The organism is Pseudomonas sp. FW215-R2 (assembly GCF_058789255.1).
This window is the reverse complement of sequence record NZ_JBYTBO010000006.1, coordinates 194,541-218,059: the sequence shown is the minus strand read 5'-3', so window position 1 is coordinate 218,059 and position 23,519 is coordinate 194,541. Positions and strand designations below refer to the sequence as shown.

Sequence of the window (23,519 nt, the reverse complement as noted above, 5' to 3'; positions counted from 1 at the left end):
CGAACTCAGTTCGCCGCCACCTTGGCAAACCCCGCCCGGATCTTCTCTTCCGGCAGATCATCGGCGATAAACACGATCACGCTCTCCCGCGCCTCGCCCTCGGCCCACTCGGTGTCCCAATCGAAGCCGTAGAGTTTCAGCACGCCCTGGAACACCAACCGACGATCTTCGCCCGCAATGTTCAGCACGCCCTTATAACGCAGCAATTGCTTGCCGTGCTCTTCCAGCAATTCGTTCATGAACTCGCTGAGCTGATCGATATCCAGTGGCTGATCGGTACGCAGCACCAGACTGGAAATCCGGTCGATGGACGGCGCCTTGCTGACCGGGCGCAGACTCACCCCGCCACCGAGATCGGCATTCAGGTTGAAGCCACGCACATCTAGCAATTCAGCCAGATCGATGTTGCCGTGTTCGACCACGCGAATCGGCGCACGGCGGTTGATACGGGTCAGGCGTTCGCTGAGTGCGGTGAACGCAGCCTCGTCCACCAGATCGGTCTTGCTCACCAGCAAGCGGTCGGCGAAACCGATCTGCGCCTGGGCGATGGTCTGGGTCAGGTGCAGCTCGGCGTGGGCCGCGTCGACGAGGGTGATGATGCCGTCCAGCAGGTAACGCTCACGCAGTTCTTCGTCGATGAAAAAGGTCTGTGCCACTGGCGCCGGGTCGGCCAGACCAGTGCACTCGATGACCAGCCGATCGAAGGCGATTTCGCCGCTGTCCAGCCGTTCGAGCAGCAAGTACAGGGCTTTGGTCAGGTCGGTGTGGATGGTGCAGCAGACGCAGCCGTTGGCCAGGGTCATGACTTGCACCGGCTCGTCGCCCAGCAACTGGGTGTCGATACCGGCGTCGCTGAATTCGTTTTCGATCACGGCGATTTTCAGGCCGTGCTCGGCTTTCAACAGATGGCGCAGCAAGGTGGTCTTGCCGGCGCCGAGGAAACCGCTGAGCACCGTGACCGGGATGGGAGAAGACAAACTCGATCTCCTTCAATTGCACAAATAAAAATGGGAGCAGGCCGAAAGACCTGCTCCCACCTCACCTCTGATGAACCGCGATCAGCGGCTCAACAGCACTTCGGCCCACCCTTGCCACCGTAACGGGCTTCCTGACGTTCGCGAAAGAACATCTCGTAGCTCATCACCGGTTTGTCCGGGTGTTTGGTTTGCATATGCTCGACGTACGTGTCGTAGTCGGGCATGCCGACCATCAGGCGCGCGGCCTGACCGAGGTATTTACCGAGGCGACTCAGGTCATTGAACATGGTGCAATCCTCTGGTTACGCGTCCGGCAGGGCCTGGAACGGCGATTCTTTATCCGTACGCTCTTTTTTGCCCCAGGCGGCGATGCCGACCTTGAGCGCATAGAACAGGATGCTGAATACCACGAACAGGAACAGCGCGGTCAGCGTTGCGTTGGTGTAAGCGTTGAAGATCACGTGCTGCATCTGCTCGACGCTCTTGGCCGGTGCGATCACCTGGCCTGCGGCCAGTGCATCGCTGTACTTCTTGGCCAGCGACAGGAAGCCGACAGCCGGGTTGGCGTCGAACAACTTGATGAAGCCTGCAGTCGTGGTGCAGATCAGTAGCCAGGCAGCCGGCAGCAGAGTGACCCAGATGTAGCGCTGACGCTTCATCTTGATCAGGACCACGGTGCCGAGCATCAGCGCGATACCGGCCAGCATCTGGTTGGAGATACCGAACAGCGGCCACAAGGTGTTGATGCCACCCAGCGGATCGATCACGCCCTGATACAGCAACCAGCCCCACATCGCCACACAACCGGCGGTGGCGATCAGGTTGGCGGTCCAGGATTCGGTACGTTTCAGCGCCGGCACGAAGGAGCCGAGCAGATCCTGCAGCATGAAGCGCCCGGCACGGGTGCCGGCGTCCACAGCGGTCAGGATGAACAGCGCTTCGAACAGGATCGCGAAGTGGTACCAGAACGCCATGGTGTTTTCACCCGGCAGGACACTGTGCAGGATCTGCGCGATACCGACCGCCAGGGTCGGTGCACCACCGGCACGGGCCAGGATGGTGGTTTCGCCGATGTCATGCGCCACGGCTTGCAGCGCCTCAGGCGTAATCGCAAAGCCCCAGTTGCTGACAGCGGTCGCAACAGCCACCACATCACCACCCACCACTGCGGCCGGGCTGTTCATGGCGAAGTACACGCCAGGCTCGATCACCGAAGCGGCAACCATGGCCATGATGGCCACGAACGATTCCATCAGCATGCCGCCGTAACCGATGTAGCGGGCGTTGGTTTCGTTATCCAGCAGTTTCGGCGTGGTGCCGGACGAGATCAGTGCGTGGAAGCCCGATACCGCACCGCAAGCGATGGTGATGAACAGGAACGGGAACAGGCCGCCCTTCCACACCGGGCCGGTGCCGTCGACGAACTGGGTCAGGGCCGGCATTTTCAGCTCGGGCATGGTGACCAAAATGCCGATCGCCAGGGCGATGATGGTACCGATCTTGAGGAACGTGGACAGATAGTCACGTGGCGCGAGGATCAGCCAGACCGGCAACACAGCGGCAACGAAGCCGTAACCGATCAGCATCCAGGTGATTTGCACGCCGGTGAAGCTGAAGGCCTTGGCCCACACCGGGTCAGCGGCAATCTGCCCGCCCAGCCAGATCGAACCGAGCAGCAGAATCACGCCGATCACCGAGATCTCGCCGATGCGGCCCGGACGGATGTAGCGCATGTAGATGCCCATGAACATCGCGATCGGGATGGTCGCCATCACGGTGAAGATGCCCCAAGGGCTCTCGGCCAAGGCTTTGACGACGATCAGCGCCAGCACCGCGAGGATGATGATCATGATCAGGAAGCAGCCGAACAGCGCGATGGTGCCGGGGATACGGCCCATTTCTTCACGCACCATGTCGCCCAGGGAGCGGCCGTTGCGACGGGTAGACATGAACAGGACCATGAAGTCCTGCACCGCGCCCGCCAGCACTACGCCGGCAATCAGCCACAGCGTGCCGGGCAGGTAGCCCATCTGCGCAGCCAGTACCGGACCGACCAGAGGCCCCGCGCCGGCGATGGCCGCGAAGTGGTGTCCGAAGAGAATGTGTTTGTTGGTCGGAACGTAGTCCAGACCGTCGTTGTTGAGCACGGCGGGGGTGGCCCGGCGTGGATCGAGTTGCATCACATTGTTAGCGATGAACAGACTGTAGTAACGGTACGCAACCAGATAAATGGCCACGGCGGCGACCACGATCCACAAGGCGTTGATCGCCTCGCCTCGGCGCAATGCCACTACGCCCAGGGCGCACGCTCCTACGATTGCCAGCACTAGCCAGGGTAAGTGGCGCAGCAGGCTATTATTATTTTTCATTTTATTATTCCAGCCAGGGTGGACAAGAAAGACAGCCACCCCGAGTTTAGCGCTACTGGCGGCAAAGGCCATACCCCGACATTGGTCGGACGCCCTGCCTGACTGGCAACACTCGACGTGGCGGGTCTATAGTCAGCGAACCGTCCAGAGGATTGCGCCATGAGCGAGCACCCGTCCGAGCGTCGCCGCTTCAAACGTATCGCGTTCGATGCCAGAACCGAATTGAGCCAGGGTGAATACATCTGGCCGGTGAAGCTGATCGACCTGTCGCTCAAGGGATTGTTGATCGAGCGGCCGGAGCCGTGGCTGGGGGATGAAACGCAGGACTTCAACGTCGACATTCACCTGAGCGACGACACCGACATCCAGATGGATGTGCAACTGGCGCACGACGATCATGGCCAACTGGGTTTCCAGTGCCGGCACATCAGCCTGGAATCGATCCAGCGCCTGCGCCGCCTGATCGAGCTCAACCTCGGGGATGAGGCCGAGCTCGAACGAGAGCTTGGCGCGTTGATGGAGCTCTGATTACTCGAAGAGTGAATCCAGCGCCTGTTCCAGACGCGTCACTGCAATGATCTGCAAGCCTGGAGGCGCTTCCTTCGGCGCGTTGCCCTTGGGCACGATCGCGCGCTTGAAGCCGTGCTTGGCCGCTTCCTTCAAACGCTCCTGACCGCTCGGCACTGGACGCACTTCGCCGGACAGGCCGACTTCGCCGAACACCAGCAGATCGTGGGGCAACGGACGGTTGCGCAGGCTCGACATGACGGCGGCCATCAGCGCCAGGTCGGATGCGGTTTCCAGCACCTTCACCCCGCCGACCACGTTGAGGAACACGTCCTGATCGTGAGTCGGAATGCCGCCATGCCGGTGCAACACCGCCAGCAACATCGCCAGACGGTTCTGATCCAGGCCAAGGGTGACCCGACGCGGGTTGGCCAGATGACTGTCATCCACCAGCGCCTGGACTTCCACCAGCATCGGCCGGGTGCCTTCCCACGTTGCCATTACCACACTGCCCGGGACTTCTTCCTGAGCGCGTGTGAGAAAAATAGCCGAAGGGTTGGAGACTTCTTTCAGGCCCTTGTCGGTCATGCCGAACACGCCCAGCTCGTTGACGGCGCCGAAACGGTTTTTCACCGCCCGTAGCAGGCGCAACCGGCCATCGGACTCGCCTTCGAAATACAGCACAGTGTCGACCATGTGCTCCAGAACGCGCGGGCCGGCCAGTGCGCCTTCCTTGGTGACGTGGCCGACCAGGAAAATCGCCGTGCCGCTTTGCTTGGCGTAACGCACCAGCAACGCCGCACTTTCGCGTACCTGGGACACGCCGCCCGGTGCCGATTGCAGTTGTTCGGTGAAAATCGTCTGGATCGAGTCGATCACCATCACCTTGGGTTTTTCCTGGCGGGCGGTGGCGATGATGGTTTCGATGCAGGTTTCGGTCATGACCCGCAGTTGATCCTGTGGCAACCCCAGGCGGCGTGCACGCATCGCCACTTGTTGCTGGGATTCCTCACCGGTGACGTACAGCGCCGGCATGGTCTTGGCGAGGTTGCACAGGGTCTGCAACAGAATCGTCGACTTGCCGATACCCGGATCGCCGCCGATCAGCACCACCGAGCCGTCCACCAGACCGCCGCCGAGCACTCGGTCCAGCTCGCCGGAGGCCGTGGAAAAACGCGGAATCTCTTCGATGCTGACTTCGGCCAGGGTCTTGATCTGCGCCTGCTGTCCGGCCCAGCCGGTGCGCCCGCTCGGGGCGGCGGCACCACCGCTCTCGACCATGGTTTCGGTCAGGGTGTTCCACGCGCCGCATTCGCCGCACTGCCCGGCCCACTTGGGAAAGGTTGCGCCGCACTCGGTGCAGCCGTACATGCGCTTGGCCTTGGCCATCTGAACCCCCGGCAAAAACCGCGATGATAACGCAGCCGTCGCCGATCAGCGCGGCGCGGCGGTACGGATTTCCCCGCTGGCCAGACGCGCGGCGCTGTTGCCCAACGGATCTTGCGCGTTCAGATCGGCGCCCCTGGCCTTGAGGGCGTCGAGCAAGGCCTCACGCTTGAACAGCCCTGCGTACATCGCAGCGGTCTGACCCGCCCCGTTGCGTTGGTCCGGGTTGCAGTCGGTAGCCATGAGTCGACGGGCGATCTGCAATTCCCCTTTGAATATGGCCCCCATCAGGGCGGTGTTTCCGCGCTGATCCTGGGCACAGGCATTCGCCCCGGCAGCCAGCAACTTGTCCACCGCGTCACCTTCGCCGTGGTAGGCCGCGAGCATCAGCGCGGTGTAACCCTTGGCATCTCGGGTATCCAGGGAATAGCCCGCCTCGATGAAGGTGTCGAGTACGGCGATATCGCCCTCACGGGCGGCATTGAAGTAGTAGTCCTGCAATTGCGCCTTGAGCACATCAGGGTCCTGTTCGGCCGGTGCAGCCATGGTCGCGAACGACAGACAGCCCAGCAACAGCGAAAGATAGAACCGCATGAGTCACCTCCTTGAAGGGAAACGGAGCCCTTTCGGGCCCCGCGATCGTTCTTAGTCGACCAGTTTGGCCGCCAGGGCCTTGACCCGATCCAGGTCACCCTTGGCCACCTTGGTCACGCCGGCGCCGTACTCCGGATCGGCCTTATAGAGGAAGGACAGGATGATGTGCTTGCTCTCGTCATCGGTGCTCGCCAGCGAACCGCCAAAGCTCTCGATCAGGTCCTGACGTTCCTTCTTGCTGAAGGATCGATACAGATCACCGGCTTGCTTGAAGTTCTGCTCACGCTGGATTTTCGCCTGCTGAGTGCTGCCTTGCAGGGACGTCTGGCTGTACCGTGCGCCTTGTGGCTCCTCACGCGGGTGCAAGCGACTCGGCTGGTAGTTCACGCCCGTATTGCTGGCGCCGAAGTTCATCGCGCCATCCTGATTACCATTGTTCACCGCAACTTTTGGAGCGTTGATGGGGAGTTGCAGGGCATTGGCACCCAGGCGATACATTTGAGTATCGGCATAGGAGAACACTCGGCCTTGTAACAAGCGATCTTCCGAAGGTTCGATACCGGGAACAATATTGGCCGGCGCCATGGCCACCTGTTCAGTTTCCTGGAAGACATTTGCCGGATTGCGGTTCAAGACCATTTGTCCAACTTTCCGTTCGGGAACATTGGGCCAGATCTTGGTTGCGTCCAATGGATCGAAATCAAACTTGGACAAATCTTGCGGATTCAGGACCTGAATGTACAAGTCCCACTTCGGAAAATTGCCCTTGTTGATATTAGTTACCAAGTCATTGGTCATGTGACTGTAGTCACGACCCTGAACTTTTGCGACTTGTTCAGGATCGAGATTCTTGATCCCCTGCAAACTTTTCCAGTGAAACTTCACATAGTGCACTTCACCCTTGTCGTTGACCAACTTGTAGGCGTGCACACCGTTGCCATCCATCTCCCGATAACTGGCGGGTGTCCCTGAGTTGGAATACAGCTCGGTCAATGTACGAGTGGCTTCCGGTACATGAGAGAAGAAGTCGAAACGGCGCGAGTCGTCGTCCAGGTTAGTGCGCGGATCAGGCTTGAAAGCATGCACCATGTCCGGGAACTTGATGGCGTCGCGGATGAAGAACGTCGGGAAGTTGTTACCGACCAGATCCCAGTTACCGTCAGCGGTGTAGAACTTGGTCGCGAAGCCCCGTGGGTCACGCAACGTTTCCGGGGAATGATTGCCATGAACCACAGCGGAGAAACGTACGAACACCGGTGTGACCTGACCGGCAGCGAACACCTTGGCTTTGCTCAGATCACTGAGATCGTTGGTGACGGTGAACGTGCCATGAGCACCGGTGCCACGGGCATGCACGACGCGCTCGGGAATACGCTCGCGGTCGAAGCGCTGCAGTTTCTGGATCAGTTGCACGTCCTGCAACAGCACCGGGCCATTGGCGCCGGCGGTTTGCGAGTTCTGGTTGTCGCCAACCGCCGCACCGTTATCCCGGGTCAGGGGCGCGGCGTTCACGGAAAAGGTCAGCAGGCTGGCGGCCAATACGCCGACGGTACGGCGAAGGGGCAATACCCCTGAACCAAGTGTGGAATTCATTTCAGGTTCCTCTGTTGTTTGAGGCGCATCCAGGTGCGCCAACCAGAGGCTAGAGAGTCACGACGGCGAACATAAATAGAAAATCCACACTCCATCGATTGAGAAAAATAGCTTCTCGATCAGAGCCTTGCGGAGTAATTCGCGCGCGATTAGTGGCACTTTGCAAACTAATCGCGAATTGATGTGTCGATAAAAACGAGCATTGTAAGAAGGTGTTTCGCGCAGGACGCGTTTTGCTGATTTACACTGCGTACACCAAACTCATCTGTAACAAGGAAATAACTATGGGCGTGCTCAGCGAGTTCAAGGCCTTCGCGGTCAAAGGCAATGTGGTCGACATGGCCGTCGGTATCATCATCGGTGCGGCCTTCGGCAAAATCGTTTCGTCGTTTGTCGGGGACGTCATCATGCCGCCAATCGGCCTGCTGATCGGCGGGGTGGACTTCAGTGACCTGGCGATAACCCTGAAAGCCGCCGAGGGCAGCGCCCCTGCGGTCGTGATGGCCTACGGCAAGTTCATCCAGAGCATTCTGGACTTCATCATCGTCGCCTTCGCGATTTTCATGGGCGTCAAAGCCATCAACCGCCTGAAACGCGAAGAAGCCGTCGCTCCGACCTTGCCACCAGTGCCAACCAAGGAAGAAGAACTGCTGGGTGAGATCCGCGATCTGCTCAAGGCCCAGAACAATCGGTCCTGAACCCCATGAACGGCGCCTGAAGGCGCCGTTTCTTCACCAGTAGTTTTCCACCGCCACCTGCCCTGGCCGCCGCGTCAGGCTGAGGCTCATGCCCCGCTGCTTGAGCAGGGCCCGGGTGTCGTCGATCATCTGCGGATTACCGCAGAGCATCACCCGCGAATGGGCCGGATCAAGTTCAACACCTGCCGTCTGCTCCAGCTCCCCGTTTTCGATGAGCGTGGTAATGCGCCCGTTGAGGGCCCCCAAACAGGGCTCACGCGTCACCACAGGAATGAACTGGAACTTGTGAGCGTACTCGGCCAGATAGTCACGCTGCGTCAACTCGGCAATCAACTGTTGATAAGCCAGCTCCCGCGCCTCACGCACGCTGTAGACGAGGATGATTCGCTCGAATTTCTCCCACACTTCAAAGTCCTGCAGGATCGACAGAAACGGCGCCACGCCGGTGCCTGTGGATAACAGCCAGAGATCCCGACCCTCGACAAAACGATCCAGCGTCAGATACCCGAAGGCCTGGCGATCCACCAGCAAGGTGTCACCTGCCTTCAGACGGCTCAGCTCACTGGTGAACTCACCCCCGGGTACCACGATGGAAAAGAACTCAAGAAACTCATCGAACGGTGACGACACCATGGAATAGGCCCGCCACACCGTGCTTCCGTCGGCTTTGGTCACCCCAAGGCGGGCAAATTGCCCGGCGCGAAAGCGAAAGCCTGCGTCACGGGTCGTACGCAAAGTGAACAGGCTTGGAGTCAAAGGCTGCACGTCAAGCAGCGTCTGGCGGCTGAATTTTTCTGCGCTGGCGGTCATGCGGCGCTCCCTCGACAAAGAGCTTCAGTGTCACTCAATTAGAGGCTTTGAAACACCGACGTTTTGTAGTGGTATTTAACACCATCATTTTTCAAGAAAAACAGAATTGTTAACAACGACCAAACAGCCTTTGAGTCAAAACTTTGAATGACGCCTTGAGTACAACTCACCCCACTTCAAGGCCTGAACTTTTACCTATCTTGAAATCCGATATTCCTATCCAGAGCAGCCTCTAAGAACAAAAAAATCCAAACACCCATACAAGAAGCGTCCTACACTCGTTTCCGTGCCTGACTCTTGGATCCAAGATCGCACCCCAGCGAAACACTCTCGGAGACTCTTCAAATGGAACTGTGGAAGGAGCGGCAGATACAGCAGGTGACATTCGCCACAAGAATTGAAACCGCCTACCCGATTCTGCTGACATTTGCCAAAAACATAGGCTTCAAATTCTGTGGGATTTCAGTCACATCGACTGAACGAGAGATACTACCCAAAGCCTTGAATATCAATAACTACCCCGAAGCATGGAACAAACAATACGAAGAGGAATGTTACTGCAAAGATGATCCGGTAGTAGCACACTGCAATCAGTCAATGCTGCCAATTACTTGGAACAAGGAACTCTTCTCAAAAACTCCGAAGTTGTGGGAAGCGTTACAGGAACAAGGACTGCAATACGGATGGTCGCAATCGTTTCATCACGAAGAAAGTGGCCTGTGCAGCATTCTCAGCCTGGCTCGGCCTCACTGTCCGATCAGCGCAATCGAGTTGTATGAACATTTTGGCTACATGTTTTACGTCACCAGCCATCTGGCCGAGTTGTTCGCGCAAGCGCTTCCCACGCGACCGGCCAAGGCCCGACCGCCTCGCCTGTCCGCTCGGGAGGTCGAGGTGTTGAAGCTGTGTGCATCCGGTAAAACCGCCTATGAAACCGCCCGAATCCTGAGCCTTAGCGAACGCACCGTTAACTATCATGTGCAAAACGTGATTCTGAAATTGAATGTCTGCAACAAGGTCTCCGCAGTCATCGCCGCCGCCAAGGCCGGGATCATCTAGTCGGCATCCCCGAAATCAGGCAAGTAATGCAGTCGAAAAAAAAGTACCATTTGCGACCTTCCTGAGTGATGCCGCGAAACTTCGCGCCGCTGTCCACTCGGACGGTTCCGCCGCACAACACCCTGGGCCGCGGGACACCCGTTGATTACCCAGAGTCCCCCGCCCCATGCCTTTGCTCGATACGCCCTTCGCCCAGCTTGATCTGATCCGCCAGCCCGAACAGCAGAACGAACCGCTGCAAGCTTTCGATGCGGCCGACGAATACCTGCTCAATCATCTGGCCGAGCAGAACCCGGCGGCAAACACTCGGGTATTGGTGCTCAACGACAGCTTCGGCGCGCTGGCCATCAGCCTCTGCGGCAAAGTGCAGGTCAGCAGCAGCGGCGATTCGTTCCTGGCGTTTCAGGGTCTTGAAAAAAACCTGCTGCGCAATGGCCGGGTATTCGATGCGCTGCGCGGCACGCCGGCCAGCGAGCCGTTGGTCGGGCCATTCGACCGGGTACTGATCCGCGTTCCAAAAACCCTGGCGCTGCTGGAAGAACAACTGATTCGCCTGCAAGGCCAATTGGCGCCCGGTGCCCAGGTGATAGCCGCAGCCATGGTCAAACACTTGCCCCGCGCTGCCGGTGATCTGCTGGAACGCTACATCGGCCCGGTTCAGGCTTCGCTGGCCGTGAAGAAGGCGCGCTTGTTGATCGCCACGCCTGAGGCCAAGGCTGCGGCCGTCTCGCCTTATCCGACCCGCTATCGCCTCGACGAACCGGCCATCGAACTGCTCAACCACGCCAACGTGTTCTGCCGCGAAGGGCTGGATATCGGTACTCGCGCCTTTCTTCCGCACTTGCCGAAGAATCTCGGCGCGGCGCGGGTTGCCGATCTCGGTTGCGGTAACGGCGTACTGGCCATCGCCAGCGCCCTGCAAAACCCTGATGCGCATTACACGCTGGTGGACGAGTCGTTCATGGCCGTGCAATCGGCGGCCGAGAACTGGCGCGCGGCGTTGGGTGAACGTGAGGTGATCGTTCGCGCCGGCGACGGTCTGGCCGGGCAGGAAGCGCAATCGCTCGACGTGGTGCTGTGCAACCCGCCGTTCCATCAACAACAGGTGGTCGGCGACTTCCTCGCCTGGCGCATGTTCCAGCAGGCTCGTGAAGCGCTGGTCGTCGGCGGTGCGTTGTACATCGTCGGCAACCGTCACCTGGGTTATCACAGCAAACTGGCGCGGCTGTTCCGGGGCGTCGAGCAAGTCGCGGCCACGCCGAAGTTCGTCATCCTCAAGGCGCGTAAATAATCCGGGCAAAAAAAACCCTCCGGTCGGAGGGTCAAAAATCCGTGCCGCAAGGCGACGGGATGGGAAGTTTCAGTGTGTAGTCAGGCCTGCGGCGTTCATGAACATGCGCATCAGGCTGGCGACGATGAACAATGCACCGACGCTGCCGACCCAGATCATGGCCAACCAGCCGAGCCGCTGCCACAGCGGCTTTTTTTCGGCTTCTTCAATGTCGTGCAGGGAATGTTTGCCGGTCATGCTTGCATCCTCCGGTTGAGGGAGATGGCGCCGCTGTCGGCGCCATCGTGATCCCCCCTAGTGATAGCCGTCTTCATGGGTGACCTTGCCGCGGAACACGTAATAGCTCCAGAAGGTGTAACCCAGGATGAACGGGATGATGAACAGCGTGCCGACCAGCATGAAGCCCTGGCTTTGCGGCGGTGCGGCGGCGTCCCAGATCGAGATCGACGGCGGCACGATGTTCGGCCACAGGCTGATACCCAGTCCGCTGTAGCCGAGGAAGATCAGCACCAGGGTCAGCAGGAACGGCATGTAGTTGGCATTGCGCGCCACCGCGCGGATCAGACCGTACATCGTCACCAGCACCAGAATCGGCACCGGCATGAACCAGAACAGGTTCGGCATGCTGAACCAGCGCGTCGCGATTTCCGGATGGGCCAGCGGCGTCCACAGACTGACGATGCCGATCACCGCCAACAGCACGAAGGCCAGAGGGCGCGCCAGGTCATGCATCTGCTCCTGAAGCTTGCCTTCGGTCTTCATGATCAGCCACGTGCAACCGAGCAAGGCATACGCCACCACCAGCGCAGCGCCGCAGAACAGCGTGAACGGCGTCAGCCAGTCCAGTGAACCGCCGGCGTATTGCCGGTTGACCACCGGCAGCCCATCGATGAATGCGCCAAGCGCCACGCCCTGGAAGAACGTCGCCGCCACCGAACCACCGATGAACGCCTTGTCCCACAGGTGACGCTTGTCGTCCTTGGCCTTGAAGCGGAACTCGAACGCCACGCCACGGAAAATCAGCCCGATCAGCATGAAGATCAGCGGCAGGTACAGCGCCGACAGCACCACCGAATAGGCCAGCGGGAAGGCGCCGAACAACGCAGCGCCCCCCAATACCAGCCACGTTTCGTTGCCGTCCCATACCGGGGCGACAGTGTTCATCATCACGTCGCGGTCAGTCTTGCCGGGGATGAACGGGAAAAGAATCCCGATCCCCAGGTCGAAACCGTCCATGACCACGTACATCATGATGCCGAAGATGATGATCACGGCCCAGATCAGCGGAAGATCAATACCCATGATTCAAATCTCCTTGGTCAGGCTGCGATCGTGTTCGGCGCCATCGTCGTCGGCAGCGGACAACGGACGGGCCGGTGTGCGTTTCTGGCCAGGACCACCGTCGTTGGTTTCCTTGCCTTCGTCGGTCTTCGGCCCTTTGCGCACCAGGCGCATCATGTAGCCCAGACCCGCACCGAACAGCGCGAAATACACCACCACGAACATGATCAGTGTGATGCTCATCTGCATGAAGCTGTGGTTGGAGGACGCATCCGCCGTGCGCATCAGCCCGTAGACCACCCACGGCTGACGACCGATTTCAGTGGTGAACCAGCCCGCCAGGATCGCGATCAGGCCGGACGGGCCCATCCACAACGCCAGGTACAGGAACGGCCGCGAGGTGTAGAGCGTGTCGCGTTTGCGCAGCCACAGGCTCCAGAGACCGGTGAAGATCATCAGGAAACCGAGGCCGACCATGATCCGGAACGACCAGAACACGATGGTCGAATTCGGCCGGTCTTCCGGTGGAAACTCCTTGAGCGCCGGAACTTGCTTGTCCAGCGAGTGCGTCAGGATCAGGCTGCCGAGGTACGGGATCTCCACCGCGTACTTGGTTTTCTCTTCCTTCATGTCCGGCCAGCCGAACAGGATCAGCGGCGTCGCCTCATTGCCGTGGTTTTCCCAGTGGCCTTCGATCGCGGCAATTTTCGCCGGCTGATGCTTGAGGGTGTTGAGGCCGTGGAAGTCGCCGATGACCGCCTGGATCGGCGCAACGATCAACGCCATCCACATCGCCATCGACAACATGGTGCGGATCGCCGGGTTGTCCTTGCCGCGCAGCAGGTGCCAGGCCGCAGAGGAGCCGACGAAGAATGCAGTCGCCACGAACGCCGCCGTCGCCATGTGCATCAGGCGATACGGGAACGACGGGTTGAAGATGATCGCCAGCCAGTCGGTCGGGATGACCTGACCGTTGACGATCTCGAAACCCTGCGGGGTCTGCATCCAGCTGTTGGAAGCCAGAATCCAGAACGTCGAAATCAACGTGCCGATGGCCACCATGACCGTGGCGAAGAAGTGCAGCTTGCGTCCGACCTTGTTCCAGCCGAACAGCATGACGCCCAGGAAACCGGCTTCGAGGAAGAAAGCCGTAAGCACTTCATACGTGAGCAAAGGCCCGGTGACGGAACCGGCGAAGTCCGAGAAGCGGCTCCAGTTGGTGCCGAACTGATAGGCCATGACCAGGCCCGAGACCACCCCCATGCCGAAGTTGACGGCAAAGATCTTCGACCAGAAATGGTAGAGATCGCGGTAGGTGTCGTTGCCGGTTTTCAGCCACAGGCCTTCCAGCACCGCGAGATAACTCGCAAGACCGATGGTGATCGCCGGGAACAGGATGTGGAACGAGATGGTGAACGCGAACTGAATTCGGGCGAGATCTAGTGCCTCTAAACCGAACATAAGCTTTCCTCTATCAGATAACGGTTCCAAGGCTGGCGGCCTTGAACCACTGCCCCCACGGGTATGGAGTGCGGCGAACTCGGATTCGTTCTTCTTTTTACAGGCATCGCGACGCAGGGAGTCTGCCGACGGGTCCCGGATCAGTTCCGCGAAGGGTCTTGATCTGGATCAATCAACGTTGAAAGAGTAGTCCCATTTCCGACGGGGAACCGCGTGGTCTTTTGCCGCGTGACAAGTTGCCTCAGAGTCTTGGTAAAGCCCTGAAATACATCCTTGGCCGGGTTCGGTGTCGGGGTGCCAAAAAATCGATGTCTGGCTAACTAAATTTTTTGTCATAGCAACTTCCTGTTACAGACTGGTGATAATCTCGCGGTTCCCCTCGTTCAAGACCGGCCCGCAGATGCCCAGCCAAGAGCCCTTGCTGTTACGCCACCACCGTCCCTTTCTTGCGTTCTGGTTTGCCCGGATCTTCACCGCCAGCGGTTTCCAGATGCTCACCGTGGCGATCGGCTGGAATCTCTATCAACTGACCGGCAACGTGCTCGATCTTGGCTTGGTCGGTTTGGTGGAGTTCGCCCCACGCGTGTTGTTCATGCTGCACACCGGCCACGTTGCCGACCGCTACGACCGGCGCAAGGTCGCGGCGATCTGTCAGTCGTTGCAGGCCTTGATCGCCCTGGCACTGGCCATCGGCAGCGCCACCGACCATGTCACCCGGGAAATGATCTTTATCCTCGCGTTCCTGCTCGGTGCAGCACGCTCCTTCGAGATGCCGACCACCCAGGCGCTGCTGCCGAGTATCGTGCCCAGCGCTTTGTTCCCGCGGGCGGTCGCCGCCGCGCAATCGGCGCAGCAATCAGCCACTATCGTCGCCCCGGCGATGGGCGGTCTGCTCTACGCCTTCGGCAGCGTGTGGGTCTATGGCCCGACGGTCATTCTGTACGTCATCGCCTGCACCTTGATGCTCAACCTGCCTGCCCGACAAACCCCGCTGAACAAGGGCAAGGCGACGCTGGACTCGTTGCTGGCGGGGATTCGTTTCATCCGCAGCCGCCCGGACATCCTCGGGGCGATCTCGCTGGACCTGTTCGCCGTACTGCTCGGCGGTGCCACGGCATTGTTGCCGGTGTTCGCCAAGGACATCCTGCTGACCGGGCCGTGGGGCCTGGGGTTGCTGCGTTCGGCGCCGGCGGTCGGGGCGTTGATGATGTCGCTGTTCCTGGCGCGCTTCGCCGTCGAACGCAACGTCGGCCGGGTGATGTTCACCGCCGTCGGTGTATTCGGCGTGGCCACCATCGCCTTCGGTCTGTCGACGTCTTTCTGGTTCTCGCTGGCGGTACTGGTAGTGCTGGGCGCGGCGGACATGATCAGCATGGTGATCCGCGCCTCGTTCGTGCAGCTGGAAACCCCGGACGAAATGCGCGGCCGGGTCAGCGCGGTGAACGGCCTGTTCATCGGCGCCTCGAACCAGTTGGGCGAATTCGAATCCGGCCTCACCGCCCACTGGTTCGGCACCGTACCGGCAGTGGTGATGGGCGGGATCGGTACGCTGGTGGTGACCGGAACCTGGATCAAACTGTTCCCGACCCTGGCCAATCGCGACCGGATGCATGTGCCGGTGGAAGAGGTGAAGGCCTAGCTGCACCGCTGTCACCTGCGGAATAAACCCGCCAAGCACAATCAGCTCGAAAAGATGCGGTACATAGATACCGCATTGAGTGTAATGTATCGCCTTACACTCGCCCCATGATCAAATCCTTTCAGCACAAAGGCCTTCGTGGCTTCTATGAAAACGGTTCGACTCGCGGGATTCGCGCCGATCACGCTAAACGGCTGTCGCGTATGCTGCAGTTCATGGATCGGGCAGCGGTTCCCGGGGATCTGGACCTTCCCGGTTGGCGTCTGCATCCACTGAAAGGGGAACTTTGCGAGTACTGGTCACTGAGCGTGTCCGGGAACTGGCGGGTTATCTTTCGATTTGCAGGGTCGGACATCGAACTGGTTGATTATCTGGATTACCACTGACAGGAGGCAGGCTCATGCCCATGCACAACCCGCCACACCCCGGTGAAACGCTGCTGATGGATGTATTGCCGGAGCTTGGTATCAGTGTCACCGAATTGGCTCGGCATCTCGGATTCGCCCGCCCTCACCTTTCTCGTGTATTGCACGGACATGCACCGATCAGCCCGGATCTGGCCGTCCGTCTGGAGCGAGCGGGGATTGGCAAGGCTCGCATGTGGCTAGGGGTTCAAACCGATTACGATCTTTGGCAAGCGGAGCATCGTGAGCAGCCAGCCATCCAGCGAATCGCCGCTCACGCCTGACGATCTCAGGCCAGTAACTCTCCCGCCACCTTCGATCTGGCGGCCTTGCCCGCCAGTTGCTCAACCAGTGTCAGGGCGAACTCCAGTGCTGCGCCGGAACCCTGGGCAGTGATGCAATTGCCGTCGACCACCACCGCTTGATCGACAAACGTGCATCCGGAGAGGTTATGGCTGGTGGCGGGCAAACAGGTCATGCGTCTTTGGCGCAAAACACCAAAGCTTTGCAGTGCGACCGCCGGGGATTCGGCGATGGCGGCGAACAGTCGCCCGGCGCTGGCCTGATCCTTGAGCAGTTGCTGTAAAGGCTGGTGGGCCGCCAAATGTTGAGCGCCGACGATGCCACCGGGCAGGACGATCAGGTCGAAGGTCTGGGCCAGCACATCAATGAGCATCCCGTCGGCGGTCAGTCGCGTGCCTCGGGCACAGGTCAGCATGCGCCGGCCTTCGATGCTGGCGGCCACCACTTCGACGCCGGCGCGGCGCAGCACGTCGATCAGGGTCACGCATTGCAGATCATCGATGCCCTCGGCGAGGGTAATCAGGGCTCTAAAGGTCATGGGTGCAATCCGCTGGGTGATCTTTAAAGCGTAGTCAGCTTTGACCTGCCCTGTTCGGCGACAGCCGTTACTTGATGTAAAGCTGGGTGGACATCGTGTTGCGCGGGGCGTTGATCGATGTGTTGCTGAACGTGAAAGTGCCCTCCTGCCGGCCTGCCAGATCGAAGGTATAGAGAGAACCAACGGTTTTACTGCCGGGCGTGCACTCGGTCAGATTGCCGTTATCAAAGGCACACACCGGGCTTCGCGTGCCGTTCACTTCAAAACCGTCCAGTGCGGCCTGGGGCTGGCTCTGGCCATAGCCGATTTCCAGCACATAAACCTTGATGCCCGGCGCGCTGTGATCGCACCGGGTCTGCACCTGACCATCGGTAATGTCTTCGAGCCCGCAGGACGCCGACTGAACCTTGATGACTTTCACCTCGCTCAGCGGCGGTGCCGATGCGGCGAATGCAGCGGGTGCCCCGGTCAGCAACAGTGCGATCAACCCGCAGGCCTTCATCCAATGCTTGTTCATGCGATCCATTCCCGAAAAATCAGCGCGCAGTATGGCCGGTTTGGCCGCGACACAAAACTTCGCCGACGATCGATACCAACATCCGCCATATTCCTCACGCTGCTGGTATGATGCGCGGCTTTTTCCGGCCCACCACAATTTTCCAGGCGCTTGCGACGGTCTGTGCTTTGCTGTTGAGGTCGATACATTCACGGCGCCACGCGCGCCACGGGGAGCAGACATGCTGGAAAGGCTGTTTCAACTCAAGGCACACAACACCAACGTGCGGACCGAGATTCTGGCGGGCGTCACGACCTTCCTGGCCATGGCCTACATTCTGTTCGTCAACCCGAGCATCCTCGGCGAGACCGGCATGGACAAAGGCGCGGTGTTCGTCGCCACGTGCCTTGCGGCTGCCATCGGCTCCACGGTGATGGGCCTGATCGCCAACTACCCGATCGCCCTCGCGCCGGGCATGGGCCTGAACGCCTTCTTCACCTACACCGTCGTGCTGCACATGGGCCACACCTGGCAAGTGGCGTTGGGTGCAGTGTTCATCTCGGCCGTGTGCTTCTTCCTGCTGTCGATCTTCCGCATCCGTGAATGGATCATCAACAGTATCCCGCTGCCGCTGCGTTCGGCGATTGCCGCCGGTATCGGCCTGTTCCTGGCACTGATCGCCCTGCACAACGCCGGTATCGTGGTCAGTAACCAGGCGACCATGGTCGGCCTCGGTGACCTGAAGCAACCGGCACCGATCCTCGCCACCCTCGGTTTCGCCCTGATCGTCGCCCTTGAAGCCCTGAAAGTACGCGGCGCAGTGCTGATCGGCATTCTGGCAGTGACCATCGTCTCGATCGTGATGGGCTTCACCCCGTTCGGCGGCGTGACTTCGATGCCACCTTCGCTGGCCCCGACCTTCCTGCAACTGGACATCAAGGGCGCACTGGACATCGGTCTGGTCAGCGTGATCTTCGCCTTCCTGTTCGTTGACCTGTTCGACAACTCCGGCACCCTGATCGGCGTCGCCAAGCGCGCCGGCCTGATGGGCAAGGACGGCCACATGCCGAAAATGGGCCGTGCACTGATCGCCGACAGTACGGCGGCAATGGCCGGTTCGCTACTGGGCACCTCGACCACCACCAGCTACATCGAATCCGCTGCAGGCGTGAGCGCCGGCGGCCGCACCGGCCTGACCGCCATCGTCGTCGCGATCCTGTTCCTGCTGGCGCTGTTCTTCTCGCCGCTGGCCGCCAGCGTGCCGGCCTTCGCCACCGCGCCAGCGCTGCTGTTCGTCGCCGTGCTGATGACTTCGGGCCTGGCGGAAATAGACTGGGACGACATCACCGTCGCCGCGCCGGTCGTGGTCACCGCACTGGCGATGCCCTTCACCTATTCCATCGCCAACGGCATCGCCTTCGGCTTCATCGCCTGGACTGCAATCAAACTGCTGTCCGGCCGCGCCCGTGAGCTGAACCCGGCGCTGGTGATCCTGTCGATTCTGTTCGTGATCAAGCTGGGTTGGTTCAACGCATGACTTTTGATTCCCAGGCCTACGCCGCACAACTCGAAGACAAGGTCACGCGCCTGCGTGACCTGCTGGCCCCGTTCGACGCACCGGAGCCAGCGGTGTTCGACTCGCCGCTGCAGAACTTCCGCCTGCGCGCCGAATTCCGCCTGTGGCGCGAGGGCGGTGAGCGGCATTACGCGATGTTCTCGCAGGATGACAAACGCACGCCGATCCTGATCGAAGAGTTCCCGATCGCCAGCCTGCGCATCAACCAGTTGATGCCACAGTTGAAAGCGGCATGGCAGGCCAGCGCGGCGCTGAGCCACAAGCTGTTCCAGGTGGAGTTTCTGACCACCCTGGCCGGCGACGCGATGATCACCCTGTGCTATCACCGTCCGCTGGACGAGCACTGGCATGCGGCGGCCACCAAGCTTTCGGCGGACCTGGGTGTCAGCATCATCGGTCGCTCCAAGGGCAAGCGCGAAGTACTCGGCCTCGATTACGTGGTCGAGAAACTCGACGTCGGCGGTCGCACTTTCAGCTATCGCCAGCCGGAAGGCGCGTTCACCCAGCCCAACGGCACCGTGAACCAGAAGATGCTCAACTGGGCATACGAAGCACTGGGCGATCGCAGCGACGATCTGCTGGAGCTGTACTGCGGCAACGGCAACTTCACCCTGCCGCTGGCGACCCGCGTGCGCAAAGTGCTGGCCACGGAAATCAGCAAGACGTCGGTCAACGCTGCGTTGAGCAATCTGGCCGAAAACGCTGTGGATAACGTCACCCTGGTGCGTCTGTCCGCCGAAGAGCTGACCGAAGCCCTGAACGAAGTTCGCCCGTTCCGTCGCCTGCACGGCATCGACCTGAAGAGCTACGAGTTCGGCAGCGTGTTCGTCGACCCGCCACGGGCCGGCATGGACCCGGACACCTGCGAACTGACCCGTCGCTTCGACAACATCCTGTACATCTCCTGCAACCCGGAGACCCTGGCGGCCAACATCGCCCAACTGCACGACACGCATCGCATTACCCGCTGTGCGCTGTTCGACCAGTTCCCGTGGACCCACCACATGGAATCCGGCGTGCTGTTGACCCGGCGTTGATCGCAGGTGCCAGAAACAAGAAAGCCGTCCTGACCGACGGCTTTTTTGTGCCTGTTCATGACACGGGATCGATCTTGCGCGGGCGCCCGCCCTTCCTGCCGTTGGCCCGGGCAGCCTCGGCCTTGGCAGCGCTGCTCTGGCGACCGTTGCGCGAGGCGATCACTGAAGCCGCCATCGCCATCAATGGCTGACTGGCCGAGATCATGCCGGCGATGGAAACCTGCAGGTCCTTGCCATCGTGGCAAAGGGCAGTGCCGGCAAAACCGACATTCAACCCAGTGAAGTCTTCCGGTTCGAAATCATCGAATTCCCGGTAGAGATTCACCGGCAGCAGTACGCCGCTGTCGTCTTCAAAGTGAATGACCAGGCACGGTTTCTGAAAGGACACCGATACGGCTTGCAGGCTGCTGCGTCGGCGCAGCCCCCCACGATCGACAGCTTCATCGAGGCGCTTTTCCGTTACCGGTCGATCAGCATGCAAACCGGCCTTTACTGTTTTCATAGTTCGATCTCCACACCTTCCTGAGCACCGACCAGGGCCAGCAAGGTTTTGTTTTCTTCTGGCTCGTAATACGCCGATCCGATTCTGAAGGTTGCATTGGTGACTTCGCGCATGACGGCCACTTCGTTCGAGTCCCCGTCCCACCATTGATTATCGAGACACGCCGTCTGCAAACGAGTCCACCAGATTCGGCGAGCCCGCCGCAGATGAACGGTTTCACGGAGCGATTGGCGCAGCCCCTCAAGCACTGCAATCGGTGGCCGACGCGACAGCGGCAGCACATCCCATAACTCCACGCCGTTGTGCCAGAAGCTGAATTTGAAGCGGGCACTCCATGCACCTGAATCTACGTGCGCATGGGGCGGACAATGTTCGTCTCGCAGCATGATCACCACCGACAATCCCTTGTAACTGCACACTTTCATGCTAACCCATCCGTTAGGTTAAAGAGTTTCGAAAACTGCCATTCCCTGACAATTCCGACCATCGGCATTGTTGCCTTCAATGGTCATTACGTTTTCGAGCCTAGTGCGGGATTCAGGAAAGCCCCGCGCAAAATGGTAAGCAGTTCTTTCGCAGCGGCCGCGCATTTGCTACATACGAAGACTCATTCCCCGGTGTAATCAATCATGCAGCGACACTTCGACGATCTTCAGCTGGGCAGCATCGAGTTGTTTTGCCTGGCCGCCGAGTGCGGCAGTTTCACCGGCGCGGCGCAGGCGGCTTCGGTGACGCCGGCTGCCGTGAGCCGCTCGGTGTCACGCATGGAGGAACGCCTGGGCGTGCGGCTGTTCGCGCGCACCACCCGCAGTGTGAAATTGACCGACAGCGGCCGGCGCTACTACGAAGAATGCCGTCAGGCACTGGCGCAACTGGTCGAGGCGCAACGGGAAGTCATGGGCCAGCAGCAGGAACCGTCCGGCACCCTGCGCATCAGTATTCCTACAACCTACGCCCATCATCGGATCCTGCCGCTGCTGCCGGCGTTTCGCGCGCGCTTTCCTCAGGTGAAGGTCGACATGCACATCAGCAATCGCAACATCGACTTCGTCGGCGAGGGTTACGACATGGCGATCCGCGTGCGGGCCATTCCCGACTCAGGCCTGATCGCCCGACACCTGGAAGATGCGGCGCTGGTGATGGTCGCCAGCCCCGATTACCTGAAACGCGCCGGTACGCCGCAGACCCTCGAAGACCTCGAACAGCACGAATGCATCCAGTACGAATTGCCCAGCAGCGGGCGGCGAATCACCTGGCTGTTTTACGACGAAGACGCGCCACGGGAAATCCTCGCCGAGGGCAATTTCTGCTGTTCCGATGACGTACTCGGTGGCGTGACCCTGGCCAGACATGGCGCCGGGTTGTTCCAGACTTATCGCTTCATTGTGGAAAAGGAACTGGCCGACGGCTCGCTGGTGGAAGTGCTCAAACCCTACAGCGGACGCTCGCGGCCATTCACCCTGCTGTACCCGCAGAATCGCCACATGCCGCTGCGCGTCAGGGCTTTCATTGATTTTCTGGTGGAGCAATTGCCGCGTTGATTCTTGCCAGTGTGCGATCACCGCACACAAAACAGGACTGTCGATGTAGAGCAATTGATTAAAGTAACCAGCTAGTACAATTTAACTCCACAGGTCGAAACCCTCGACCCAAGCCAAAAACAATAAGTGGAGTTTGCCCCCATGCCCCCTATCGTTCTGGTGCTCAACGGCCCGAACCTGAACCTGCTCGGCACCCGTGAACCGGCGACCTACGGTCACGAAACCCTGGCCGACATCTCTGCCCTGTGCGGGCGCGCCGCCGAAGAATTCGGCCTGGCCGTGGAGTTTCGCCAGACCAACCACGAAGGCGAACTGCTCGACTGGATTCACGGCGCCCGCCAGCGCTGCGCCGGCATCGTGATCAACCCGGCCGCCTGGACCCACACTTCGGTAGCGATCCGCGATGCCTTGGTCGCCAGCGAATTGCCGGTGATCGAAGTCCACCTGTCCAACGTCCACGCTCGCGAGCCGTTCCGTCATCACTCGTTCGTCTCGGCCATCGCCACGGCCGTGATGTGCGGCTTCGGCAGCCACGGTTATCGCCTGGCCCTGGAACATTTCAGCCAGCGTCTGAAGGGGTGAACCGCATGATCCGCAACAACGTGATACTGGCCGGGCTGATCGGCGCCGGCATCCAGGCGTCTCGCACCCCGGCGCTGCATGAACACGAAGGCGACGAACAGGGCCTGCGTTACCTGTACCGCTTGATCGATCTCGATCAACTGCAACTGGACAGCAACGCCCTGCCCGACCTGCTGCTGGCCGCCGAGCGGATGAATTACACCGGACTGAACATCACCTTCCCGTGCAAGCAGGCAATCATCCCGCTGCTCGATGAACTGTCACCCGAGGCCCGAGGCATCGGAGCGGTCAACACCGTGGTGTTGAAGGACGGCAAACGCGTCGGCCACAACACCGACTGCCTGGGGTTCGCCGAAGGATTTCGTCGCGGCCTGCCAGACGTCGCCCGCGAGCACGTCGTCCAGATGGGCGCCGGTGGCGCCGGTGCGGCGGTGGCCCACGCCTTGTTGAGCGAAGGCGTACAAAAACTGAGCATTTTTGATGTGGACATTGAGCGGGCCGAAAGCCTGGCCAACAACCTCAATCAGCATTTTGGCGCGGGCCGCGCCGTGGCCGGACATGATCTGCCGAGTGCGTTGAGTCACGCTGACGGGCTGGTGAACACCACGCCAATGGGCATGGCCAAACTACCGGGCATGCCAGTGCCGGCAGCATTGCTACGCCCAGAGTTGTGGGTGGCGGAGATCGTGTATTTCCCGCTGGAAACCGAACTGCTGCGCAATGCCCGCGCCCTGGGGTGCCGAACCCTGGATGGCGGCAACATGGCGGTGTTTCAGGCCGTGAAGGCGTTTGAACTGTTCAGCGGCGTAGCGCCGGATGCGCAGCGAATGCTGGCGCATTTTCAAAGCATGAAAGGATAAAACCGTGAGGGGGCG

At 60.1% G+C, this 23,519-nt stretch carries 26 protein-coding genes; 12 read left to right on the top strand and 14 right to left on the bottom strand.

Annotated elements, in window-relative coordinates; all coding sequences use genetic code 11:
- Window positions 1-5: 5 nt before the first annotated feature.
- The 3 genes from yjiA to AC3WRD_RS11155 form a co-directional block, all read right to left on the bottom strand.
- Complete coding sequence (yjiA, locus tag AC3WRD_RS11165; RefSeq protein ID WP_045121631.1) at window positions 6-977, bottom strand: GTPase; 972 nt, start codon at window positions 975-977, stop codon at window positions 6-8.
- Between the two features lie 89 nt (window positions 978-1,066).
- The gene (locus tag AC3WRD_RS11160; protein WP_003228401.1) at window positions 1,067-1,264 is read right to left on the bottom strand and encodes a YbdD/YjiX family protein; all 198 of its coding nucleotides are present in this window, start codon (window positions 1,262-1,264) and stop codon (window positions 1,067-1,069) included.
- A 15-nt stretch (window positions 1,265-1,279) separates the two neighbouring features.
- Window positions 1,280-3,346: a carbon starvation CstA family protein gene (locus AC3WRD_RS11155; protein ID WP_102621110.1), complete on the bottom strand. Its 2,067-nt coding sequence runs from the start codon at window positions 3,344-3,346 to the stop codon at window positions 1,280-1,282.
- 159 nt (window positions 3,347-3,505) lie between these two features.
- Here AC3WRD_RS11155 and AC3WRD_RS11150 point away from each other — a divergent pair, with 159 nt between their 5' ends.
- Window positions 3,506-3,874, top strand: a complete 369-nt coding sequence (locus AC3WRD_RS11150; protein ID WP_085712214.1) for a PilZ domain-containing protein — start codon at window positions 3,506-3,508, stop codon at window positions 3,872-3,874.
- Here the strand turns inward: AC3WRD_RS11150 and radA are convergent, their stop codons facing one another.
- From radA to katB, 3 genes are read right to left on the bottom strand one after another with little or no spacing between them, the layout of a single operon-like run.
- Entirely contained in the window at window positions 3,875-5,242 is a 1,368-nt protein-coding gene (gene radA, locus AC3WRD_RS11145) for a DNA repair protein RadA (RefSeq protein WP_039771749.1), read from the bottom strand.
- 45 nt (window positions 5,243-5,287) lie between these two features.
- Window positions 5,288-5,833: an ankyrin repeat domain-containing protein gene (locus AC3WRD_RS11140; RefSeq protein WP_096820843.1), complete on the bottom strand. Its 546-nt coding sequence runs from the start codon at window positions 5,831-5,833 to the stop codon at window positions 5,288-5,290.
- A 51-nt stretch (window positions 5,834-5,884) separates the two neighbouring features.
- Entirely contained in the window at window positions 5,885-7,426 is a 1,542-nt protein-coding gene (gene katB, locus AC3WRD_RS11135) for a catalase KatB (RefSeq protein ID WP_102621111.1), read from the bottom strand.
- A gap of 284 nt (window positions 7,427-7,710) precedes the next feature.
- Here katB and mscL point away from each other — a divergent pair, with 284 nt between their 5' ends.
- Window positions 7,711-8,124, top strand: a complete 414-nt coding sequence (gene mscL, locus AC3WRD_RS11130; protein WP_102621112.1) for a large-conductance mechanosensitive channel protein MscL — start codon at window positions 7,711-7,713, stop codon at window positions 8,122-8,124.
- 33 nt (window positions 8,125-8,157) lie between these two features.
- Here mscL and AC3WRD_RS11125 read toward each other — a convergent pair whose 3' ends face one another.
- The gene (locus AC3WRD_RS11125) at window positions 8,158-8,934 is read right to left on the bottom strand and encodes a ferredoxin--NADP reductase (protein ID WP_102621113.1); all 777 of its coding nucleotides are present in this window, start codon (window positions 8,932-8,934) and stop codon (window positions 8,158-8,160) included.
- Between the two features lie 345 nt (window positions 8,935-9,279).
- Between AC3WRD_RS11125 and AC3WRD_RS11120 the strand changes: the two genes are divergently transcribed.
- Window positions 9,280-9,993 carry an autoinducer binding domain-containing protein gene (locus AC3WRD_RS11120; RefSeq protein ID WP_102621114.1) on the top strand — a complete coding sequence of 238 codons (714 nt, stop codon included), beginning with the start codon at window positions 9,280-9,282 and terminating at the stop codon, window positions 9,991-9,993.
- A 166-nt stretch (window positions 9,994-10,159) separates the two neighbouring features.
- Window positions 10,160-11,284 carry a methyltransferase gene (locus AC3WRD_RS11115; RefSeq protein ID WP_102621115.1) on the top strand — a complete coding sequence of 375 codons (1,125 nt, stop codon included), beginning with the start codon at window positions 10,160-10,162 and terminating at the stop codon, window positions 11,282-11,284.
- A gap of 69 nt (window positions 11,285-11,353) precedes the next feature.
- On the opposite strand, the gene AC3WRD_RS11110 is transcribed toward AC3WRD_RS11115, so the two are convergent.
- From AC3WRD_RS11110 to AC3WRD_RS11100, 3 genes are read right to left on the bottom strand one after another with little or no spacing between them, the layout of a single operon-like run.
- Complete coding sequence (locus AC3WRD_RS11110) at window positions 11,354-11,521, bottom strand: DUF2474 domain-containing protein (protein WP_007950992.1); 168 nt, start codon at window positions 11,519-11,521, stop codon at window positions 11,354-11,356.
- A 57-nt stretch (window positions 11,522-11,578) separates the two neighbouring features.
- Window positions 11,579-12,586: a cytochrome d ubiquinol oxidase subunit II gene (cydB, locus tag AC3WRD_RS11105; protein WP_085697554.1), complete on the bottom strand. Its 1,008-nt coding sequence runs from the start codon at window positions 12,584-12,586 to the stop codon at window positions 11,579-11,581.
- Window positions 12,587-12,589: 3 nt separating this feature from the next.
- Window positions 12,590-14,026: a cytochrome ubiquinol oxidase subunit I gene (locus AC3WRD_RS11100; protein WP_096820838.1), complete on the bottom strand. Its 1,437-nt coding sequence runs from the start codon at window positions 14,024-14,026 to the stop codon at window positions 12,590-12,592.
- Between the two features lie 400 nt (window positions 14,027-14,426).
- On the opposite strand from AC3WRD_RS11100, the gene AC3WRD_RS11095 reads away from it, so the two are divergent.
- The 3 genes from AC3WRD_RS11095 (at window position 14,427) to AC3WRD_RS11085 (ending at window position 16,353) form a co-directional block, all read left to right on the top strand.
- Window positions 14,427-15,665: an MFS transporter gene (locus AC3WRD_RS11095; RefSeq protein WP_102621116.1), complete on the top strand. Its 1,239-nt coding sequence runs from the start codon at window positions 14,427-14,429 to the stop codon at window positions 15,663-15,665.
- Window positions 15,666-15,772: 107 nt separating this feature from the next.
- On the top strand, window positions 15,773-16,051 hold the full coding sequence (locus AC3WRD_RS11090) for a type II toxin-antitoxin system RelE/ParE family toxin (RefSeq protein WP_102621117.1): 279 nt from the start codon (window positions 15,773-15,775) through the stop codon (window positions 16,049-16,051).
- A gap of 14 nt (window positions 16,052-16,065) precedes the next feature.
- On the top strand, window positions 16,066-16,353 hold the full coding sequence (locus tag AC3WRD_RS11085; protein ID WP_102621118.1) for a HigA family addiction module antitoxin: 288 nt from the start codon (window positions 16,066-16,068) through the stop codon (window positions 16,351-16,353).
- A 5-nt stretch (window positions 16,354-16,358) separates the two neighbouring features.
- On the opposite strand, the gene AC3WRD_RS11080 is transcribed toward AC3WRD_RS11085, so the two are convergent.
- Both AC3WRD_RS11080 and AC3WRD_RS11075 read right to left on the bottom strand, forming a co-directional pair.
- On the bottom strand, window positions 16,359-16,910 hold the full coding sequence (locus AC3WRD_RS11080) for a DJ-1 family glyoxalase III (protein WP_102621119.1): 552 nt from the start codon (window positions 16,908-16,910) through the stop codon (window positions 16,359-16,361).
- A 67-nt stretch (window positions 16,911-16,977) separates the two neighbouring features.
- The gene (locus AC3WRD_RS11075) at window positions 16,978-17,427 is read right to left on the bottom strand and encodes a DUF4879 domain-containing protein (RefSeq protein WP_102621120.1); all 450 of its coding nucleotides are present in this window, start codon (window positions 17,425-17,427) and stop codon (window positions 16,978-16,980) included.
- Between the two features lie 220 nt (window positions 17,428-17,647).
- On the opposite strand from AC3WRD_RS11075, the gene AC3WRD_RS11070 reads away from it, so the two are divergent.
- Window positions 17,648-18,943 (top strand): NCS2 family permease, encoded by a 1,296-nt coding sequence (locus AC3WRD_RS11070; protein ID WP_096820834.1) that lies wholly within the window; start codon window positions 17,648-17,650, stop codon window positions 18,941-18,943.
- A complete protein-coding gene (gene trmA, locus AC3WRD_RS11065) occupies window positions 18,940-20,019 on the top strand; it encodes a tRNA (uridine(54)-C5)-methyltransferase TrmA (RefSeq protein WP_085703145.1) in 1,080 nt (359 codons plus the stop codon). The genes AC3WRD_RS11070 and trmA overlap by 4 nt, the downstream gene beginning before the upstream one ends.
- A 55-nt stretch (window positions 20,020-20,074) precedes the next feature.
- On the opposite strand, the gene AC3WRD_RS11060 is transcribed toward trmA, so the two are convergent.
- Together AC3WRD_RS11060 and AC3WRD_RS11055 are read right to left on the bottom strand one after the other, a co-directional pair.
- Complete coding sequence (locus tag AC3WRD_RS11060; RefSeq protein ID WP_102621121.1) at window positions 20,075-20,521, bottom strand: hypothetical protein; 447 nt, start codon at window positions 20,519-20,521, stop codon at window positions 20,075-20,077.
- On the bottom strand, window positions 20,518-20,946 hold the full coding sequence (locus AC3WRD_RS11055; RefSeq protein WP_102621122.1) for a DUF4160 domain-containing protein: 429 nt from the start codon (window positions 20,944-20,946) through the stop codon (window positions 20,518-20,520). The genes AC3WRD_RS11060 and AC3WRD_RS11055 overlap by 4 nt, the downstream gene beginning before the upstream one ends.
- A gap of 204 nt (window positions 20,947-21,150) precedes the next feature.
- Here AC3WRD_RS11055 and AC3WRD_RS11050 point away from each other — a divergent pair, with 204 nt between their 5' ends.
- From AC3WRD_RS11050 to AC3WRD_RS11040, 3 genes are all read left to right on the top strand, one after another.
- The gene (locus tag AC3WRD_RS11050) at window positions 21,151-22,062 is read left to right on the top strand and encodes a LysR family transcriptional regulator (protein ID WP_102621123.1); all 912 of its coding nucleotides are present in this window, start codon (window positions 21,151-21,153) and stop codon (window positions 22,060-22,062) included.
- Between the two features lie 141 nt (window positions 22,063-22,203).
- The gene (aroQ, locus tag AC3WRD_RS11045) at window positions 22,204-22,644 is read left to right on the top strand and encodes a type II 3-dehydroquinate dehydratase (protein ID WP_011336043.1); all 441 of its coding nucleotides are present in this window, start codon (window positions 22,204-22,206) and stop codon (window positions 22,642-22,644) included.
- A 5-nt stretch (window positions 22,645-22,649) separates the two neighbouring features.
- On the top strand, window positions 22,650-23,504 hold the full coding sequence (locus tag AC3WRD_RS11040) for a shikimate dehydrogenase (RefSeq protein WP_102621124.1): 855 nt from the start codon (window positions 22,650-22,652) through the stop codon (window positions 23,502-23,504).
- The last annotated feature ends 15 nt before the right edge of the window (window positions 23,505-23,519 follow it).